A 1,469-nucleotide genomic window follows, 5' to 3' on the forward strand; every position below is an offset into this window, starting at 1 on the left:
CTTTGGCATGGGCGTGCAGCAGATGATTGAAATCGCCAAGGCGGTTTTGATCGATGCAAAAATGATTATTATGGACGAGCCGACCTCTTCTCTGGGCGAGAAGGAGGTAGCACAGCTTATGAAAACGTGTCGGGAACTGCGTGACCGCGGCATCGGCATCGTCTTTGTATCACATAAGCTGGAAGAATTGTTCGAGCTGTGTGACCGCGTCGAAGTCATTCGAGACGGTCAGTACATCGATACCCGCGACATTAAAGATTGGACCAATGATTCGCTGATCTCCGCTATGGTAGGCAGAACGTTGGACAATCTGTTCCCGAAGGAATTCGGCACCAAGGGAGAAGTAGCTCTCAAGGCAGAGCATTTAATGGAGGGCGGCGTCCTCGATGATGTCAGCTTTGAGGCATATAACGGTCAGGTGCTCGGCTTCGCCGGACTGGTCGGCGCGGGACGTACCGAAACCATGCGTGCCATCTTTGGCGCGGATCCGCTGGACAGCGGCAAGATTTACATCCACGGCAAAGAAGTAAAAATTAAAACCCCACGGCAGGCAATCCAGAATGGCATTGCGTTCCTGACCGAAGACCGAAAGGGACAGGGACTTGTCTTGCAGGAGAGCATCCGCAACAATGTCATTCTCGCCAATTTGAAGGGCTTTACCAGCGGTCTGTTCCTCAGCGAAAAGAAAATCAATGAGGCAACAGAAGCCAACATTCGAGATTTACGCATCAAGACACCATCCGCCAATGAAATCGTCGGACAGCTTTCCGGCGGCAACCAGCAGAAGGTAGTTATTGGCAAATGGGTCAATACCGATGCAGACATCTTTATCTTTGACGAGCCGACACGAGGCATCGACGTCGGCGCAAAGATCGAAGTATATAACGTCATGAACCGTCTGGTCAAAGAGGGCAAATGCGTTATCATGATTTCGTCGGAGATGCCGGAAATCTTGGGTATGTCGGATCGCGTGATCGTGATGCGCGGCGGCAAAATCATGGCAACTGTAGACCGTGACAGCAAGCATTTCAATCAGGAAAGTCTCATGAAAGCAGCATGGGGAGGTACTTTAGATGACTAAGACTAAGAAAAAATCCAATGGTAATTCGTTCCTTGGTACACTGGCAGCTCTGATTATTCTGTGCGTGGTTCTGACCATTGTCAGTGATAAGTTTTTGACGTATAATAACTTGATGTCTGTTTTGAAGCAGACGACGTTTACAGCACTGCTGTCCACCGGTATGCTGCTGTGCTTGATTACCGCAGGTATTGACCTGTCGGTTGGTGCAAATGCAACATTCTGTGCTTGTATCTGTGGTATGCTCGTCAAGGGCGGCATGACCAACTCGTTTGTACTCATCGTTGTCGCTATTGTGGCTGGTACATTGATCGGCTTGATTAACGGCTTGCTGCTGACTCGTCTGCACCTGCCGCATCCGTTCGTATCTACGTTGGGTATGAAAAACTTC

Annotated in this window: 2 protein-coding genes; both read left to right on the forward strand. The window is 49.7% G+C overall.

What is annotated here, in order from left to right; translation table 11 throughout:
- The coding region (locus ACR0P9_RS12480) for a sugar ABC transporter ATP-binding protein (RefSeq protein WP_432620629.1) at positions 1–1,081 on the forward strand (1,081 nt) is incomplete at its 5' end.
- Positions 1,074–1,469 (forward strand): ABC transporter permease (locus tag ACR0P9_RS12485; RefSeq protein WP_432619526.1); only part of this gene is annotated, 396 nt, incomplete at its 3' end. The genes ACR0P9_RS12480 and ACR0P9_RS12485, both read left to right, overlap by 8 nt.

This window comes from Butyricicoccus sp. (assembly GCF_050872565.1).
Classification (GTDB): domain Bacteria; phylum Bacillota; class Clostridia; order Oscillospirales; family Butyricicoccaceae; genus Butyricicoccus_A.